A 16,278-nucleotide genomic window follows, 5' to 3' on the forward strand; every position below is an offset into this window, starting at 1 on the left:
GAAGCGAATTCCCATGCTGTTCAGGAACAAAGACAAACAAGACCGGCTGGCCGCGGCGCTGGGCAATACGCTGCGAACGGCACCGGCCGACATCGCGGGGCGCAGCCCCTGGGACGATGCGCGGACGCGCTTTTTGCGCAACAAGGCGGCGGTGTTCAGCCTGTGCCTTCTCACGTTTATCACCCTGGCCTGCATCGCCGGGCCGTGGCTGCTGCCGCATGCCTTTGACGCCGCCGACTGGGACGCCATGAGTCTGCCGCCCACGCTCAAGAACGCGCATTTTTTCGGCACCGACGAGTCGGGCCGCGACCTGCTGGTGCGCAGCCTGGTCGGCGGCCGCGTGTCGCTGATGGTGGGCTTCCTGGCCACGCTGTCGGCCGTCACGCTGGGCATTGTCTGGGGCGCCACGGCGGGCTTTCTGGGCGGCAGGGTGGATGCCTTCATGATGCGCGTGGTCGACATGATGTATGCCGTGCCCTACCTGCTGATCGCCCTCCTGATGGTGACCATTTTGGGGCGCGCCTTTTACCTGGTGGTGATCACCATCACGGTGTTCTCCTGGATGGACATGGCGCGCGTGGTGCGCGGCCAGACCCTTTCGCTGCGTTCGCGTGAGTTCATTGAAGCCGCGCGCGCGCTGGGCGTGCCGACGCGGCGCATCATCTTCCAGCACATCGTGCCCAACCTGCTGGGTATCGTGGTGATCTACACCACGGTCACCGTGCCGGCCGTGATCCTGGTGGAGTCGGTGCTGTCCTTTCTGGGGCTGGGCATCCAGGAGCCCATGACGAGCTGGGGCGTGCTGATTCACGATGGCGCGTCCGTCATGGAGGTCTCGTCCTGGATGCTGCTGTTCCCGGCCGGCCTGCTGTCGCTGACCCTTTATTGCTTCAACTACATCGGGGACGGCCTGCGCGATGCGCTGGACCCCAAGGAACGCTGAGCACGCCATGAGCCTGATCGAAGTCAAGAATCTCGGCGTCCAGTTCCAGACCCAGGACGGGCTGGTCTACGCCGTCAACGGCATCAATTTTTCGCTGGACCGCGGCCAGACCCTGGGCATCGTCGGCGAAAGCGGATCCGGTAAAAGCCAGAGCGTGCTGGCCATGATGGGCCTGCTCGCCAGCAACGGCAAGGCGACCGGCCAGGCCCTCTACCAGGGCCGGGACCTGCTGGCCATGAAGCCGGCCGAACTCAACAAGATACGCGGCAACCGTGTGGCCATGATCTTCCAGGACCCCATGACCTCGCTCAATCCCTACCTGACGGTGGAGCGGCAGATGACCGAGGTGCTGCAGTTCCACAAAGGCCTGGACCGCAAGGCGGCGCGCGCCCGCTCGGTGCAGTTGCTTGACGCCGTGAAGATTCCCGATGCGGCGGGCCGCATCGGCCTGTACCCGCACGAGTTTTCGGGCGGCATGCGCCAGCGCGTGATGATCGCCATGGCCTTGCTGTGCGAGCCCGAGGTGCTGATCGCCGACGAACCCACGACCGCGCTGGACGTGACGGTGCAAGCGCAGATCATCGCCTTGCTGCGGGACTTGCAGCGCGACTTCGGCACCGCCATTGTCATGATCACGCACGACCTGGGCGTGGTGGCGGGCCTGTGCGACGAGGTGATGGTGCTTTACGGCGGGCGCGTGATGGAGCAGGGCAGCGCCGACAGTATTTTTTACCGCGCCTCGCATCCCTATACCGTCGGCCTGCTGGGCGCGATCCCGCGGCTGGACGCGGAAGAGGAGGTGCTGGTCGCCATTCCGGGCGCGCCGCCCAATATGGCGAAGCTGCCCAGCGGCTGCCCGTTCAGCGAGCGCTGCACCCTGGCCAGCGCGCAATGCGTGGACCTGCTGCCCGCGCTGTTGCCGGCCGAACACGATCCGGCCGTGCTGCGGGCCTGCCACCGGTCCGTGCAGGCTGTCTCTGAGCTTGCGGTGAAGGAGGCCAGTCATGCGTGAGGCCGCTCCACCCATTCTCTCGGTACGCGATCTCAAGGTGTACTTCAGGATCAAGGCGGGCCGTGCCTGGCCCTGGTCGCCGGCCCGCACCCTCAAAGCCGTGGACGGCATTTCTTTCGACATACACGCGGGTGAAACCCTGGGTGTGGTGGGCGAGTCGGGCTGTGGCAAGTCGACACTGGCGCGCGCTGTGCTGAACCTGATTCCGGCCACCGCCGGCAGCATTGTCTGGATGGGCCGGGAGATGGCGGGGGCCTCCAGCGAAACCTGGCAGGCAGCCAGGGCGGACATCCAGATGATCTTCCAGGACCCGCTGGCGTCGCTGGACCCGCGCATGACCATTGCGCAAATCATCGCCGAGCCTTTGCGCACGCACCGCCCCGCGATGCCCGAGGCCGAGGTGATGCAGCGCGTCAAGGCCATGATGGGCCGCGTCGGCCTGATGCCGCAGCAGATCAACCGCTACCCGCACGAGTTCTCCGGCGGCCAGTGCCAGCGCATAGGCATTGCGCGCGCGCTGATCCTGGAGCCCAAGCTCATCATCTGCGACGAGCCGGTGTCGGCGCTCGACGTTTCCATCCAGGCGCAGATCATCAACCTGCTCAAGGAACTGCAAAAAACCATGGGCCTGGCCTTGATCTTCATCGCCCACGACCTGGCCGTCGTCAAACACATCAGCGACCGCATCCTGGTGATGTACCTCGGCCATGAGATGGAAGTGGCCCACAAAAAAGCGCTGTACGCGGCGCCGCGCCATCCCTACACCCGGGCCCTGCTGTCGGCCATCCCGATTCCCGACCCGGCACTGGAACGCAAAAAAGTCATCCAGCTGCTGCAGGGCGATTTGCCTTCGCCCATGGCGCCGCCTTCGGGATGCGTGTTCCGCACGCGCTGCCCGCTGGCGATTGCGCGCTGTGCCGAGGAGGTGCCGGCGCTGCGCCGCCTGAGCGAGCAGACGGAAGCGGCCTGCCTGCTGGCCTGAAGCGCTTAGCGGCGGGTCACCGAAGGAAGCACAGGTAGACCGCAAAAATGGCGACCAGCCACAGGGTCTCCGCCACCATCAGCGCCATGGGCCGCCAGCCGAGCTTGACCAGTTCCTCGAACGAGGTCTTGATGCCCAGCGCCGCGATGGCGACCACCAGGCAGATGCGCGAGACCTGGCCCATCGTCTCGTTGAGCCGCGGCGTGACCACGCCCAGGCTGTTGGCCATCACCAGCGCCATGAAGCCGACCAGGAAAAAAGGCAGCAGCGGCGTGCGCGGGCCGGCATCGCCGGTGCCGCTGCTGCGCCGCCGCCAGTACCAGGCCAGCACCGCGACCACGGGCACCAGCAAGGTGACGCGAAACAGCTTGACGATCACCGCGACGTCGCCGGTCTCGTGCGACATCATCAGGCCCGCGCCCACGACCTGCGCCACGTCGTGGATGGTGCCGCCCAGGAAAATGCCGGCGCCGGCGTCGTCCAGCCGCAGGAGTCTGGCCAGCAGCGGGTAGCTGACCATCGCCAGCGTCGACAGGCCGGTGACGCCGACCACGGTCAGCAGCGTGTGGCGCTCGTTGTCCTGCGTTTTGGGCATCACCGCCGCCACGGCCAGGGCCGCCGAAGCGCCGCAGATCGACACGGCCGCGCCGCACAGCAGGCCGAAGTCGGTGCTCAGGCCCAGGCGCCGCGCCAGCCAGGCGCCCAGCGCGATGGCGCTGGCAATGGCGAGCACCGCGGTGGCCAGCGGCCCTATGCCCAGCTGCCCGATTTGCGCCAGCGTGATGCGCGCGCCCAGCAAGGCCACGCCTATGCGCAGCAGCGTCCTGGCGCAGAACTCGATGCCGGGCTTGCAGCGTACGTCCTGGTACAGGAAGTGAAAGGCCAGGCCGAACAGCAGGGCGTAGAGCAGTTGCGGGCCGCCGTAGTGCTCGGAAAGAAAAGTCGCCGCCAGCATGATGAGCAGCGGCAAAGCGAGGCCGGGCCAGAGGCTGCGGGCATGAAGGAGCCAGGGGCGCGCAGGGCTGAGCATGGTCGTGCAAACCTCGTGGAAAAAGCGAAGAAGGAAAGGCGCCACAGGAGGCGCGGGGATAGGGGGGGTAGGGGCCTGAAGGCCCCGGTGCTCAGGCTTGCAGTGCGGCGAAGCCTTGCTGCAGATCGGCCAGCAGGTCGGCCGGGTCCTCGAGCCCGATGTGCAGCCGGATGATCTGGCCGCGGCCCGACCAGTCGGTCACGCTGCGGGCATTGCCGAGGTTGGCCAGCGTGACCAGGCTTTCATAGCCGCCCCACGAGGCGCCCAGGCCGAACAGCCGCAGGCCGTCGATCAGCCGCTCGGCGGCGGCCTGATCGAATCCCTGCTGAAGCTCGAAAGACAGCAGGCCGTTGGTGCCCTTGCAGTCGCGCTGCCAGAGGGCATGGCCCGGGTCGCCGGGCAGGGCCGGACAGAACACGGTGGCCACCTCGCTGCGCCCCTGCAGCCAGGCCGCCACTTTCAGCGCGTGGCTTTCATGCAGGGCCAGGCGCGCGGCCATGCTGCGCGCGCCGCGCAGCACCAGGTAAGCGTCGTCGGGGCTCACCGTCATGCCGAAGGCGTCGCTGCGCTCGTTCAGCGCCTGCCACGCGGCCTGCGTGGTGGCGACAGTGCCCATCATCACGTCGGAATGGCCCGACAGGTATTTGGTGGCGGCCATGACGGACACGTCGGCGCCCAGCGCCAGCGGCCGGTACTGGTGGCCGGATCCCCAGGTGTTGTCGGCCACCAGCAGCGCTCCCCGCGCATGCGCGATGGCGGCCAGGCGCGGCAGGTCGCACATTTCATACACCAGCGAACCCGGGCATTCCGTGTAAACCATGCGCGTGCCGGCTTCCATTTTTTCTTCCACGTCGCTGCCGTCGGCCGCAAAAAAAGTGCAGCGGATGTTGTAGGGCGTGAGGAAGGAGTCAACCAGCTTGCGTGCCGGTTCGTAGACGCTGTCCGACATCAGCACATGGTCGCCGGGCTTGAGGTAGGCCAGCAGCGTCATCGCGATGGCGGCCAGGCCCGTAGGGAACAGCCGCGTGCGGTACGCGCCCTCGAGTTCGCTCACCAGGTCTTCCAGCGCGTAGTTGGTCGGGTTGCCGCGGGCCCCGTAGGTGAAGACGCGCTCTTCGCCGCGCCGCTGGCGCATCTCGCGCTGGTGCGCCGTGCTGTCGAACAGCACGGTGCTGGCGCGCACCACCGGCGGGTTGACCGGCCGCCCGCCCTCAAAGGCCGGCTGCTTGCCGGCGTGAACCAGGCGGGTCAGAGGGGAAGCTGCCGGCGGCGATTTTTTGTTCATGTCGGGAAAGCCTTGGTGAATGAGCGATCAGTCTAGCTTGGCGCCCGACAGTTTGACGACGCGCGACCAGCGGGCGATGTCCGCCTTGAGCTGCGCGGCGAAGGCCGCCGACGTGTTGCCGACCACTTCGCTGCCGCCGTCGGTGATCAGCTTGCTGACTTCCGGCGTCTTCAGAGAGCGCACGATGCTGTCGTGCAGGTAGGCCACGCGTTCGGGAGGCGTGCCTGCCGGCGCGAAGAAACCGTACCAGTCTTCAAAGGTGGTGTTCTTGTAGCCCAGCTCTTCGAGCGTCGGCACCTTGGTGAACACGCCGATGCGGCGCGGGCTGGTGACGGCCAGTGCGCGCATCTTGCCGTTCTGGATGAAGCTGGATACGGAGGCGGTGGAGGTGATGAGCACGTCCACCTGGCCGCCCAGCAGGTCGGTGATGGCCGGGGCCGCGCCCTTGTAGGGCACGTGGGTCATGCCGATGCCGCTGTCCTTTTCGAGAACCACGCCGACCAGGTGCGAGAGCGTTCCGTTGCCGGGCGTGGCATAGGTGACGCGTCCGCCGGGGGCTTTGGTTTGTGCGGCCAGGTCGGCAAAGCTTTTGAGCGGCGAATTGCTGGGCACCACGAGCACCAGCGGCGCGGCGTTGATCTGGGTGATGGGCAGGAAGTTTTTCAGCGGGTCGAAGCCGGGCGATGCGTAGAGCGTGGGGTTGACGGCCATCAGCGATACCTGGCCGGTGAGCACGGTGTAGCCGTCGGGTTTGGCATCGGCCACGGCCTTGGCGCCAATGTTGCCGCCGGCGCCGCCGCGGTTGTCGACGATCGCGGTCTGGCCGGTGATGTCGGACAGGCGGGTGGTCACAAAACGCGTGGTGGCGTCATTGCCGCCGCCGGCCGGGAAGGGCGACACAAACTTGATGGCCTGGTTCGGGAAACCGCCGACCTGGGGCATGGGCTGCGCGGAGGCGGCGCCGTGTACGGCGAGCAGGGCGCAGCAGAGCGAGGCGGCGGTGAATTTCAGCTTGGCAAACATGGGGGCTCCTGAATGGATGGAAGCAAAAAGGGGAAAAGAAAAATGGGGTCGCCGGGCCGGCGGAGCTCAGGCGTGCGCGTGCGCGGCCGTGGCGTCGGGAAAGTGAAACGCCTTCAGTTCAAGCGCGTCCAGCTGCCCGATCAGGTTGACTTCCCAGGCGAGGTACTGGCGCGCCGCTTCCTTGTTGCCGTCGTGCCGGTCGTGCACGAAGAACAGGTAGTCGATGCAGTCGCTGTCGGCCGGAATGTTTTCGGAAGCTTGCAGCGGCAGGCCGGCGGCGCGCCAGGCGTCCAGGCCGCCTGCCAGCAGGCTGGCCTTCAAGCCCAGCGCCTGCAGGTCGACGGCCGCGCAGGCGGCCACGGCGGGCTCCTCGGCAATCAGCACCACCGGGCGGCGTTCGCCGGCCAGGGTTGCCGCCAGGCGCGGCCGTATAGACCAGCGTGTGCCCGCGATGTGCTTCTGGCGGAACTGCATGCTGGGGCGCAGGTCTATGGCGGCGAAGCTGCCGTCGGCCAGGCCGTCCATCAGCGCCTGCGCGCTGGTGGCGGGCAGCGCGGGCAGGGCCACGGGCGCCGCGGCGGGCAAGGCCAGGCCGCTGGCCAGGCCCTGGTCCAGCACGCTGGCGTCGTGGCCCAGCTGGCGCAGCCAGCTCGCCACCGTGAGCGCACGCATGCCGTCGTTGTCGAACAGCACCAGCCGGGCCTTGCGCACACCCACGTACTGGTCGGTGGCCTGGATCAGCTGGCCGCCGGGCGTGTGTTGCGCGCCGGGCAGGCTGCCTTGCGCAAATTCCTCGGGACTGCGAACGTCGCACAGAAAAAGCGTGCGCTGCGCGTCGCCCGCCCAGCCGCGAACCGTCTGCGCGTCGACGATGGGCACGCCAAAGCGCTGGCCCAGCGCCTGGGCCGCGGCGCGCATGCCGGCGGTCCCGAGAGGCTGCGTTGCTTCCGGGTAGCGGCGTGTGCCGCCGTGCTCCAGTTTCAGGTCGGCCAGGTACCAGCCCTGGGTGCCGTTTTCGAGCGCCGACACGGGGTTGCGCACACCCAGGTTGATCAAGGTCTGCGCGCCTATGATGCTGCGCGTGCGGCCCGCGCAGTTGATGACGATGTGGGTGCTTTCGCTGGGCACCAGGTCGCGGATGCGCAGGGCCAGCTCGCCGTTGGGGCAGCTGATCGCCGTCGGGATGTTCATCTTGCGGAACTCTGAAAACGGCCGCCCGTCCAGCACCACGACGTCGTCCTTGCGTTCCAGCATGGCGGCCAGTTCGATCGCGCTGACGCGGGGCGTGTGGTAGACCTGTTCGGCGAGTTCGCCGAAGGTCTTGGACGGCACGTTGACGCCGGCAAACAGCGCGAAGCCGGCGGCCTGCCAGCCGGCCGTGCCGCCTTGCAGCACCTGCACGTTGCCGTAGCCGAGCGCGCTGAAGCGGCCCGCGGCCAGGGGTGCCGCGCTGTTGCCGTCGCCGTCATAGACCACGACCCGCACACCTTTGCGCGGCGCCAGGCGCGGAGCGTCCAGTTCGAGCCGGCTGTAGGGCAGGGGGATGCCGTAAAACAGATGCGACTGGCCGTACTGGCCGTGCTCGCGCACATCGAACAAGGCGATTTCCTCGCCGTCGTGCAACCAGGCTTTGAGCGTGGCCGCGTCTACAAAACGTGTCATGGAATAAGGGCGTGTGAGTTCAGAAAATTCGAAGAAGGAAAGAAGGCGCGGGTGATCAGCGGCGGGTCTGCACGCCGATGCCCATGGTTTCGTAGGTGGCTTTTTCCATGTCGTAGCTGGTGCGCGAGGTCAGGGTTTCGAGCGCGCGGCCGTACATGTGCAGGTGGCGTATCACCTGGCCTGCGGGAATTTCCACCGAGTGGATGTCTTCGGGCAGCAGCGCGATGCCCGTGCCGGGCTCGACCACGACCGAGCTGACCTCTTTGAGTTGTGCCTTGCCGGGCACGGAGCCGTCGTCCTGGCGCTCGTACACGCGGTTGAGTTCCGTGCCTTCCACGGCGCTGATGCAAGCCCAGGTGGTGTGGTTGTGCGGCACGATGCGCTTGCCGGGGCGCATCACATTGAGGTACAGCGCAAAACTTTGGTCGGCGTCTTCGGCGATCAGATAGCGCGCCTGCAGTTCGGGACTGACGGGCGCATTGAAATCGGCCTCGCTCCACAGGTCCTTGCGGCCGGCCAGCTGGTTCAGTACCGCCAATACCTTGGCCAGGGAGGGGCGCGTCGCCTCACCGCTTCCAACAATAACTTTAATGTTTTGAATGGCGGCGCCAACCACCTGGTTGCGCTCTGCTGCTGCGTTCATGGGCATGTTCCTGAGTGAAATTGCGGTTTGGTGAGCCTAATATAGTCAAGTCATATTTTTCAAACAACTCAGAAATAGAGATAAACGCATTAGCATTCGTAATATGAAGACGCTGCAGTGGAGGCCCTTGCATGAAAACCCTTGACCTGGAATTGCTGAGGTCCCTGGTCGCCATTGACGAGCAGGACAGCTTTGCCGGCGCCGCCGTCCAGCTGGGCAAGACGCAGTCGGCGGTGACGCAGCAGATGCAGCGCCTGGAGGACCAGATCGGCCATCCGCTGTTCGAAAAGCACGGCCGCAGCAAGCGCTTGACGCCGCACGGCCACAAGCTGCTCGAATACGCGCGCCATCTGCTGGCCATCAACGACGATGCGCTGCGCAGCCTGCAGCAGGGCAACCTCGAGGGCGTGCTGCGCATAGGCGCGCCGCACGACGTGGCCGACAACATGCTGCCGACCTTGCTGGCGCAGGTGGCGCGCGTCTCGCCCTTGCTGCAGCTCGACATCCACGTGGGGCGCAGCCCCTTCCTGATGGAGTCGCTCAAGCGCGGCGAGATCGACATGAGCATCTCCAACCGCAACGACCCGGGGCTGGACGGCGTGGTGCTGCGTACCTCTCCGACGGTGTGGCTGTGCTCGGCGAGTTATGTGCACGACCGCGGCAAACCGGTCCCGCTGATCCTGGTGGAAGGCCCGAGCGTGTTCCACCGGCTGGCGCGCGAGGCGCTGGACGCCGCCGGCATCCCATGGACGCCCAGCTACACCGCGTCCAGCCTGATCGGCATCAAGGCGGCGCTGCGCGCGGGGCTGGGCGTGACCGCGCGCGGCATCGAGACGGCGGGCAGCGACCTGCGCGTGCTCGGCGAAACCGACGGCCTGCCGCGCTTGCCCGACCTTGACTACTATCTTTTCATTCGCCGCAACGTCATCAACCCGGTCACGCGCAAGGTGTTCGAGATGCTCAAGGCCAACCTCGGTTTGATTCGCAGCGCGGCGGACCCGGCCTCTCCGGCATGGCCCCCGGTCAGGGGAATCTGACACCTGATGTGCAAGGGCGCGGGGCCGAGGTGTCCAGGGCCTGATCATCCTGTCGACTTTTTTCTTACTTCCAAAGAGCGCGTGCGCGCGAATCAACGGCCACCGTAAGACCTCGAAAGAAGCGCCGTAACAAAATGTTGGACGCAAGCCACATGAAGCGGTCGAACTCGCACGCGAATGCGCTGCTTGCATGGTTCGAGGTTACGCTTGCCGCTCGTTGACAATGCCCGGCATGGGTCGGGGTTGCAGCGTACCTGAGAACAAATGCAAGGAGAGTTCATGTCTGTTTCATCGTTTCCCATCAAGCGGCGCACCCTGCTTGCTGGCTCCGCGGCCACCCTGGCGCTTGGCGCCTCACCCGCATGGGCCGCCTACCCCGACAAGCCAATCAAGATCATCGTTCCCTGGGCAACGGGGGGCAGCACCGACGCCATCACCCGCGTGCTTGCGCAGCGCCTGAGCGAAGGACTGAAGCAGCCCGTGATCGTCGACAACAGGCCGGGCGGCGCGGGCCACGTCGGCATTGACCAGGCCGCCAAGTCGGCGCCCGATGGCTACACGCTGGCGATTGTCGAGTTGTCCCATGTGTATGCGCCCGCGGTTGTCGCCAACCTGCCTTACGACATGCTGCGCGACTTCACGCCGATCACGCTGGTGGGCACGTCGCCCATGGTGCTGTTCACCGGCATGGGCCCTGAAAACACCGACTTCAAGACTTTCCTGAAAACCGCCTCGACCACCAAGGGCGGGCCCCCCGCCATGGCGAACAGCGGCACCGGCTCCATCAGCCACCTGGTGGGTGAGCTGTTCTCCCAGGAAACCAAAATCAAGTTCAACATGGTGCCTTACCGCGGCGGCGCGCCGGCCATGGTGGACCTGGCTGCTGGCCAGGTGTCTTCCTACTTCGCCACGCTGGCGACCGGCTCCAGCCTGATGGCCGCCGGCAAGGTGAAGGCGCTGGCGGTGACGGGCCGCAAACGCTCCGATGTCCCCATCCTGCGCTCCCTGCCGACGATGACGGAACTCGGCCTCAAGAACATGGACGTCGCCCAGTGGTGGGCATTGGTGGCTCCGGCGACCACGCCGCTTGAAGTCACCGAGCGGCTTCGCCTGGAACTCCTCACCGCCATGTCGGACCTCAAGGTAGTGGAGCGCATGTCCGCCCTGGGTGTGGAAATGAAGGGCACTTCGCGCGACCAGTTGCGCGGCTTCCTCCGGGCTGAGTCCGAGCGCTGGCGCACCCTGGCGCGCAACGTGGGACTGAAGCCGCAATAAGGTCAGTTCAGCATGGGCCCCGGCGCCGGCCATTCCAGCCAGCGCCGCGCGGCCGCTTCCAGCGCTTCTTGTGAGCCCGTCGTCAGCAGGGTGACGTGGCCGGGTATTTCGCCCGGCTGCAACTGCCCGGCCGCCTGGAGCAAACGGCGTGTCTGCCGCGCGACCGGCTCGCCGGTTTCGATCAGGCTGACATCGGGTCCCACCAGCACCTGCAATGTGTCCCGCGCGAAAGCGTAGTGCGTGCAGCCCAGCACCAGGGTGTCGACTTGCCCTGCCTGCTCGCCGAACGGCCCGATGGCTTGCGTGTATTGCGCGCACAAGGCGTGGATACGCGCGGCATCATGGTTCTGGATCGCATCGGCCAAACCATCGCAGGGCTGCAGGATGAATTCCGCCTGGCCTTTCAGCGAATCGTGCAAGGCGCGCAGCTTGGCGCTGGCCACCGTGCCGCGCGTCGCCATCACGCCGATGCGGCGTGTGCGGCTCAAGGCAAGGGCCGGCTTGAGCGCCGGCTCGACGCCGACCAGCGGCAGGTCCGGGTGCTCGGTTCGCACAAGATGGACGGCGGCCGCCGTCGCGGTGTTGCAGGCGATCACCAGTGCCTTGATCGCATGCTCGTCGCGCAGCTTGCGCACGACGGCTCGCGTGCGCTCAATGACAAAAGCATCACCGCGCTCGCCATAGGGCGCGAACCCCGCGTCGGCCAGGTAGACGAAAGCCTCGGCGGGCAGTTGCGTCCGCAGCGCCTTGAGGATGCTGAGGCCGCCCACGCCGCTGTCGAACACGCCGATCAAGAAGAGCCCCCATGGTCGCTCACTGCGTGTAGCTCCCTGCCCCCCGAGGGGGCCGCTGCGCCTGCGGTCTGGCAAAGCCAGTCCCGCGGCCCCAACTTGAAGGGAGGGCGATCAGGCACTTGCTTAAGCGCTGGTGACCGGGATCTGCTTGAACTCGCCGGTGGCGATTTTTTTCTGCCACTCGGCCGGGCCGGTGATGTGCGCGCTGGTGCCGCCCGCATCGACCGCGACGGTGACCGGCATGTCGACCACGTCGAATTCGTAGATCGCTTCCATGCCCAGGTCGGCAAAGCCCACCACCTTGGCGGTCTTGATGGCCTTGCTGACCAGGTAGGCGGCGCCGCCGACGGCCATCAGGTAGGCGCTTTTGTGCTTCTTGATGGCTTCGATGGCCACCGGGCCGCGCTCGGACTTGCCGATCATGGAGATCAGGCCGGTCTCGGCCAGCATCATTTCGGTGAAGCCGTCCATGCGGGTGGAGGTGGTCGGGCCGGCCGGGCCGACGGCTTCATCGCGCACCGGATCGACCGGGCCGACGTAGTAGATGACACGATTGGTGAAATCGACCGGCAGCTTTTCGCCCTTGGCCAGCATGTCCTGAATGCGCTTGTGCGCGGCGTCGCGGCCGGTCAGCATCTTGCCGCTGAGCAGCAAGGTCTGGCTGGGTTTCCAGCTGGCGACCTCTTCTTTCGTGAGCGTGTTGAGGTCGACCTTTTTGCTCTTGTTGTAGTCGGGCGCCCAGTTCACGTTGGGCCACAGGTCCAGCGAAGGCGGGTCCAGGTAGACCGGGCCGCTGCCGTCCATCACGAAGTGGGCGTGGCGCGTGGCAGCGCAGTTGGGGATCATCGCGACGGGTTTGCTGGCCGCGTGCGTGGGGTACATCTTGATCTTGATGTCGAGCACGGTGGTGAGGCCGCCCAGGCCCTGCGCGCCTATGCCCAGCGCGTTGACTTTTTCGAACAGTTCGAGGCGCAGCTCTTCGGTTTTGCTGAGCTTGGCGCCCGAGGACGATTTGGCCTGCAGCTCATACATGTCGAGGTCGTCCATCAGGCTTTCCTTGGCCATCAGCACGGCTTTTTCGGCGGTGCCGCCTATGCCTATGCCCAGCATGCCGGGCGGGCACCAGCCGGCGCCCATGGTGGGCACGGTCTTGAGCACCCAGTCGACCACCGAGTCGCCGGGGTTAAGCATTACCAGCTTGCTTTTGTTTTCGCTGCCGCCGCCTTTGGCGGCCACGGTGACGTCGATCTTGTCGCCGGGCACCAGCTCGGTGAAGATCACCGCCGGCGTGTTGTCCTTGGTGTTCTTGCGGTCGAACTGCGGGTCGGCCACGACTGAGGCGCGCAGGGTGTTGTCCGGGTGGTTGTAGCCGCGGCGCACGCCTTCGTTGATGGCGTCGTCAAGGCTTCCGCTGAAGCCTTCCCAGCGCACGTCCATGCCGACTTTCAGGAACACGTTGACGATGCCGGTGTCCTGGCAGATGGGGCGCTGGCCGGTGGCGCTCATCTTGCTGTTGGTGAGGATCTGCGCGATCGCGTCCTTGGCGGCCGGGCTTTGTTCGCGTTCGTAGGCGCGTGCCAGGTGGGCGATGTAGTCGGTGGGGTGGTAGTAGCTGATGTACTGCAGCGCGGCGGCTACGGACTCGATGAGGTCGGCTTGCTTGATCGTGGTCATGGTGGGGTGGGGATCGTCGTTTTAGGGGATTTCGGGCAAACCCCGTAATTATCCGCCCTCGGCACCCGGGGCCGGCCGGCGGCTTTTGGCAAAACCCCTTAGATGAGAATCTTTCTTGTTTGCCGTCATACTTCGACTTTCTCCCTTTCTTTTTTGACAGCGCAGGACATTCCATGACGACAAGCAGCAGCACGCGCACCGAGCGCGATACCTTCGGCCCGATCGAGGTGCCGGCCGACAAACTCTGGGGCGCGCAGACGCAGCGTTCGCTGCAGAACTTCGACATCTCGGGTGAACAACAGCCGCGCGAGATCATCAAGGCGCTGGCCCAGGTCAAGCGATCTTCGGCCAGGGTCAACCACGCGCTGGGCCTGCAGGACGAGAAAAAAACTAAAGCCATCGTAGCCGCGGCCGATGAGGTGATCGCAGGCAAGCACGCCGACGAGTTCCCGCTGGTGGTTTGGCAGACCGGCTCGGGCACGCAGACCAATATGAACGTCAACGAGGTGCTGGCCAACCGGGCCAGCGAAATCCTGGGCGGCGAGCGCGGCGAAGGCCGGCTGGTCCATCCCAACGATGACGTCAATCGCAGCCAGTCGTCCAATGACGTGTTCCCGACCGCCATGCACGTGGCCGCGGTGGAGGCGCTGACCCGCAAGCTGCTGCCGGCCATCGCGAAGTTGCGCGCCACGCTGGCGAAAAAAGCCAAGGACTTCGACGGCATCGTCAAGATAGGCCGCACCCACCTGCAGGACGCCACGCCGCTCACGCTGGGCCAGGAGTTCTCAGGCTACGTCGCGCAACTCGATCACGGCGAAAAGCATGTGCGCGCCGCCTTGCCGCACCTGTGCGAGCTGGCGCTGGGCGGCACCGCCGTGGGCACCGGCCTGAACGCGCCCAAGGGCTATGCCGAGCAGGTGGCGGCCGAGCTGGCCGTGCTCACGGGCCTGCCCTTTGTCACGGCGCCCAACAAGTTCGAGGCCATGGCCTCGGTGGACGGCCTGGTGCACGCGCACGGCGCGCTCAAGACCCTGGCGGCCAGCATGATGAAAATCGCCAACGACGTGCGCTGGCTGGCCAGCGGACCGCGCAGCGGTATCGGTGAACTCAGCATTCCCGAGAACGAGCCCGGCTCGTCCATCATGCCGGGCAAGGTCAACCCGACGCAGAGCGAAGCCGTCACAATGCTGGCGGCCCAGGTGTTCGGCAACGACGTGGCCATCAACTTCGGCGGTGCTTCGGGTAACTTCGAACTCAATGTCTTCCGTCCCATGGTGGCGCACAACTTCCTGCAGAGCGTGCGCCTGCTGGCCGACGGCATGGTGAGCTTCAACGACCAATGCGCCGTGGGCATAGAGCCGAACCGCGAACGCATCACCGAACTGGTGGACCGCTCCTTGATGCTGGTGACGGCGCTGAACACCCACATCGGCTACGACAAGGCCGCCTTCATCGCCAAGAAGGCGCACAAGGAAGGCAGCAGCCTGCGCGACGCGGCGCTGGCCTCGGGTCACGTCACAGCGGAACAGTTCGACCAGTGGGTGGTACCGGCCGACATGGTCGGCCGGTAGGTAGGCACACCCCCGTCCAGGCTCACTTCGTGTAGCCTGTTCCCCCCTTTCAGGGGGCGGCGCCTGCGGCCGGGCAAAGCCAGTTCCGCGGCGCCTGCTTGCAGGGGAGCGGGGCATTTAATGCTGCCGGCTCGCGTGTCTCTGGGACAATGGGCCATGCTGAAATTCGTCCACCGCACCCTCAACCAGTTCATCAATTCGCAATCGCTTTCTGGCGTGGTGCTGGCGCTGGCGGCCGTACTGGCGTTGGTGGTCAGCAACTCTCCATGGGGTGAGGCTTACAACCGGTTTGTGCAACTGCCGGGTGAGGTGCGTGTAGGCGGCGACCTGCTGGTGCTTTCCAAGTCCTTGCTGCACTGGGTCAATGACCTGTGGATGGCAGTGTTTTTCTTCCTGGTGGGGCTGGAGATCAAGCGTGAGTTGCTGGATGGCGAACTGGCTTCGCGCAGCCAGGCCTTGTTGCCGGCAGGTGCCGCGCTGGGCGGCATGGTGGCGCCGGCGCTGATCTATATGGCCATCAACGCCGGCGACCCGATCGCCATGCGGGGCTGGGCGATTCCGGCGGCCACGGACATTGCCTTTGCGTTGGGCATCCTGGTTTTGCTGGGCAGCCGCGTGCCGGCCTCGCTCAAAGTGTTCTTGACGGCCGTCGCCATCATTGACGACCTGGGCGCCATCCTGATCATTGCGTTCTTCTATACCGATGCCTTGTCGGTGGCCGCGTTGCTGGCCGCAGGCCTGGGCGGGCTGGTTCTGCTGGCCTTTAACCGGGCGAAAGTCATGGCGATAGGACCTTATGTGGCGGTGGGGCTGGTGATCTGGCTGTTTGTTTACAAGTCCGGGATTCATGCCACGCTGGCGGGCGTCATCACCGCGCTGGCCATTCCCCTGTCTGACGGCAAGGGCGGCTCGCCGCTCAAGGCGGCCGAGCACGCGCTGCACCCCTGGGTGGCTTTTGCGGTGTTGCCCATGTTCGCATTTGCCAACGCGGGAGTTTCCTTGCAGGGGGTGACGATGGGAACGCTGCTTCAAAGCGTCCCCTTGGGGATCACGGCCGGCCTACTGGTGGGCAAGGCGGTCGGGGTGTTTGGCGCTTCGTGGCTGCTGATCCGTTTTGCCGGCGCGCGCTTGCCGGCTGAATCCAGCTGGCAGCAATTTATAGGGGTCTGCCTGCTCTGCGGTGTGGGCTTCACCATGAGCCTGTTCATCGGCACGCTGGCCTTCGCCGGGCAGGACGCCGGCTACGAAACGCAACTCAAGCTGGGCGTGCTTTGCGGTTCGCTGCTTTCCGGCGTGGCGGGCACGCTGCTGCTGTTGCGAGGCGGCCCCAAGGCGCCGGAATAAAAG

General features: G+C 65.9%; 14 protein-coding genes. 7 read left to right on the forward strand and 7 right to left on the reverse strand.

What is annotated here, in order from left to right; all coding sequences use genetic code 11:
• Window positions 1–13 precede the first annotated feature (13 nt).
• From AC1D0O_RS16420 to oppF, 3 genes are read left to right on the forward strand one after another with little or no spacing between them, the layout of a single operon-like run.
• Window positions 14–943, forward strand: coding sequence for an ABC transporter permease subunit (locus tag AC1D0O_RS16420; protein WP_477654571.1), 930 nt, complete (start codon window positions 14–16; stop codon window positions 941–943).
• Window positions 944–950: 7 nt separating this feature from the next.
• Entirely contained in the window at window positions 951–1,955 is a 1,005-nt protein-coding gene (locus AC1D0O_RS16425) for an oligopeptide/dipeptide ABC transporter ATP-binding protein (RefSeq protein WP_477654572.1), read from the forward strand.
• Window positions 1,948–2,937, forward strand: a complete 990-nt coding sequence (gene oppF / locus AC1D0O_RS16430; protein ID WP_477654573.1) for a murein tripeptide/oligopeptide ABC transporter ATP binding protein OppF — start codon at window positions 1,948–1,950, stop codon at window positions 2,935–2,937. Before AC1D0O_RS16425 ends, oppF begins: the two co-directional genes overlap by 8 nt.
• Window positions 2,938–2,953: 16 nt before the next feature.
• On the opposite strand, the gene AC1D0O_RS16435 is transcribed toward oppF, so the two are convergent.
• The 5 genes from AC1D0O_RS16435 to AC1D0O_RS16455 form a co-directional block, all read right to left on the reverse strand.
• Window positions 2,954–3,967 carry a YeiH family protein gene (locus tag AC1D0O_RS16435; RefSeq protein ID WP_477654574.1) on the reverse strand — a complete coding sequence of 338 codons (1,014 nt, stop codon included), beginning with the start codon at window positions 3,965–3,967 and terminating at the stop codon, window positions 2,954–2,956.
• 91 nt (window positions 3,968–4,058) lie between these two features.
• Window positions 4,059–5,252: a cystathionine beta-lyase gene (gene metC / locus AC1D0O_RS16440; RefSeq protein WP_477654575.1), complete on the reverse strand. Its 1,194-nt coding sequence runs from the start codon at window positions 5,250–5,252 to the stop codon at window positions 4,059–4,061.
• 27 nt (window positions 5,253–5,279) lie between these two features.
• Window positions 5,280–6,275: a Bug family tripartite tricarboxylate transporter substrate binding protein gene (locus AC1D0O_RS16445; protein ID WP_477654576.1), complete on the reverse strand. Its 996-nt coding sequence runs from the start codon at window positions 6,273–6,275 to the stop codon at window positions 5,280–5,282.
• Window positions 6,276–6,341: 66 nt separating this feature from the next.
• Window positions 6,342–7,937, reverse strand: a complete 1,596-nt coding sequence (locus AC1D0O_RS16450) for a rhodanese-like domain-containing protein (protein ID WP_477654577.1) — start codon at window positions 7,935–7,937, stop codon at window positions 6,342–6,344.
• 55 nt (window positions 7,938–7,992) lie between these two features.
• Window positions 7,993–8,580 (reverse strand): cysteine dioxygenase family protein, encoded by a 588-nt coding sequence (locus AC1D0O_RS16455; protein ID WP_477654578.1) that lies wholly within the window; start codon window positions 8,578–8,580, stop codon window positions 7,993–7,995.
• A gap of 131 nt (window positions 8,581–8,711) precedes the next feature.
• Between AC1D0O_RS16455 and AC1D0O_RS16460 the strand changes: the two genes are divergently transcribed.
• Entirely contained in the window at window positions 8,712–9,617 is a 906-nt protein-coding gene (locus AC1D0O_RS16460; protein WP_477654579.1) for a LysR substrate-binding domain-containing protein, read from the forward strand.
• A gap of 279 nt (window positions 9,618–9,896) precedes the next feature.
• On the forward strand, window positions 9,897–10,892 hold the full coding sequence (locus AC1D0O_RS16465) for a Bug family tripartite tricarboxylate transporter substrate binding protein (protein WP_477654580.1): 996 nt from the start codon (window positions 9,897–9,899) through the stop codon (window positions 10,890–10,892).
• Between the two features lie 2 nt (window positions 10,893–10,894).
• Here AC1D0O_RS16465 and murI read toward each other — a convergent pair whose 3' ends face one another.
• Window positions 10,895–11,686, reverse strand: a complete 792-nt coding sequence (gene murI, locus AC1D0O_RS16470; RefSeq protein WP_477654581.1) for a glutamate racemase — start codon at window positions 11,684–11,686, stop codon at window positions 10,895–10,897.
• Between the two features lie 123 nt (window positions 11,687–11,809).
• Window positions 11,810–13,360 (reverse strand): fumarate hydratase, encoded by a 1,551-nt coding sequence (locus AC1D0O_RS16475; RefSeq protein ID WP_477654582.1) that lies wholly within the window; start codon window positions 13,358–13,360, stop codon window positions 11,810–11,812.
• 173 nt (window positions 13,361–13,533) lie between these two features.
• On the opposite strand from AC1D0O_RS16475, the gene fumC reads away from it, so the two are divergent.
• Complete coding sequence (gene fumC / locus AC1D0O_RS16480; RefSeq protein WP_477654583.1) at window positions 13,534–14,931, forward strand: class II fumarate hydratase; 1,398 nt, start codon at window positions 13,534–13,536, stop codon at window positions 14,929–14,931.
• A gap of 156 nt (window positions 14,932–15,087) precedes the next feature.
• Window positions 15,088–16,275, forward strand: a complete 1,188-nt coding sequence (nhaA, locus tag AC1D0O_RS16485; RefSeq protein WP_477654584.1) for a Na+/H+ antiporter NhaA — start codon at window positions 15,088–15,090, stop codon at window positions 16,273–16,275.
• Window positions 16,276–16,278: the final 3 nt, after the last annotated feature.

It is taken from the genome of Polaromonas sp. P1_F2 (genome assembly GCF_056405735.1).

Excerpts from the sequence above, each read along its gene's own strand:
- AC1D0O_RS16420 (WP_477654571.1), top strand. The coding sequence starts at position 14 with ATGCTGTTCAGGAACAAAGACAAACAAGACCGGCTGGCCGCGGCGCTG.
- AC1D0O_RS16425 (WP_477654572.1), top strand. The coding sequence starts at position 951 with ATGAGCCTGATCGAAGTCAAGAATCTCGGCGTCCAGTTCCAGACCCAG.
- oppF (WP_477654573.1), top strand. The coding sequence starts at position 1,948 with ATGCGTGAGGCCGCTCCACCCATTCTCTCGGTACGCGATCTCAAGGTG.
- AC1D0O_RS16435 (WP_477654574.1), bottom strand. The coding sequence starts at position 3,967 with ATGCTCAGCCCTGCGCGCCCCTGGCTCCTTCATGCCCGCAGCCTCTGG.
- metC (WP_477654575.1), bottom strand. The coding sequence starts at position 5,252 with ATGAACAAAAAATCGCCGCCGGCAGCTTCCCCTCTGACCCGCCTGGTT.
- AC1D0O_RS16445 (WP_477654576.1), bottom strand. The coding sequence starts at position 6,275 with ATGTTTGCCAAGCTGAAATTCACCGCCGCCTCGCTCTGCTGCGCCCTG.
- AC1D0O_RS16450 (WP_477654577.1), bottom strand. The coding sequence starts at position 7,937 with ATGACACGTTTTGTAGACGCGGCCACGCTCAAAGCCTGGTTGCACGAC.
- AC1D0O_RS16455 (WP_477654578.1), bottom strand. The coding sequence starts at position 8,580 with ATGAACGCAGCAGCAGAGCGCAACCAGGTGGTTGGCGCCGCCATTCAA.
- AC1D0O_RS16460 (WP_477654579.1), top strand. The coding sequence starts at position 8,712 with ATGAAAACCCTTGACCTGGAATTGCTGAGGTCCCTGGTCGCCATTGAC.
- AC1D0O_RS16465 (WP_477654580.1), top strand. The coding sequence starts at position 9,897 with ATGTCTGTTTCATCGTTTCCCATCAAGCGGCGCACCCTGCTTGCTGGC.
- AC1D0O_RS16475 (WP_477654582.1), bottom strand. The coding sequence starts at position 13,360 with ATGACCACGATCAAGCAAGCCGACCTCATCGAGTCCGTAGCCGCCGCG.
- fumC (WP_477654583.1), top strand. The coding sequence starts at position 13,534 with ATGACGACAAGCAGCAGCACGCGCACCGAGCGCGATACCTTCGGCCCG.
- nhaA (WP_477654584.1), top strand. The coding sequence starts at position 15,088 with ATGCTGAAATTCGTCCACCGCACCCTCAACCAGTTCATCAATTCGCAA.